This is a genomic window from Paenochrobactrum glaciei, assembly GCF_039522165.1.
In the GTDB taxonomy this organism is placed as follows: Bacteria; Pseudomonadota; Alphaproteobacteria; order Rhizobiales; family Rhizobiaceae; genus Paenochrobactrum; species Paenochrobactrum glaciei.
Genome location: NZ_BAAADE010000043.1, coordinates 1 through 647 on the forward strand (window position 1 = coordinate 1; position 647 = coordinate 647).

1 protein-coding gene and 1 other annotated feature are annotated in these 647 nt (G+C 49.3%); the gene reads right to left on the reverse strand.

Translation table 11 applies throughout. The features are described from left to right. The coding region (locus ABDZ76_RS17585) for an IS3 family transposase (RefSeq protein WP_343808672.1) at positions 1-647 on the reverse strand (647 nt) is incomplete at both ends. Continuing rightward, positions 569-645, reverse strand: a sequence feature (AL1L pseudoknot). Its footprint overlaps the gene before it by 77 nt.

Below are 647 nucleotides of genomic sequence, written 5' to 3' on the forward strand. Positions count from 1 at the left end.
CAGCCAGCCGCTCGGTATATTTCATCGAAAGATATTGAGATCCGCGATCCGAGTGGTGGGTCAAAGCCTTATTCATAGCGGGTCTACGCTGCCAGATGGCTTGCTCCAACGCATCAAGAACGAGTTGGGTTGTCATTGAACTAGAGACACGCCAACCGACTATTCTGCGAGCAAAAACATCAATGACAAAAGCGACATAAACCATTCCTGACCAAGTCGAGCAATATGTAAAATCAGAGACCCATAGCTGGTTTGGTTGCTGTGCGCTAAACTGACGATTGACCTTATCATGCAGGCAAGGTCGTGACGTATCAGGATTGGTTGTGATGACTTTCTTTCCGCGCACCACGCCTTGCAAACCAAGAGTTCGCATTAATCGCTCTACTGTACAGCGTGCTACATCATGGCCTTCTCTGCGCAAGGCATGCCAAACTTTCCTAGCTCCATAGACCTTGCGATTTTCCGCATAAACCCTGCTGATCTCACTACACATGACTGCATCGGATTTGGCGCGATCTGATGCACGCGCAGGATCGCGGGCAATACGGACTCTGTCATAATATGTCGATGGGGCGATCGGCAAAAGCCTGCAGATAGGCTCGACCCCAAATGAAGAGCGATGATCTTCGATGAAAGCAATCATTTGC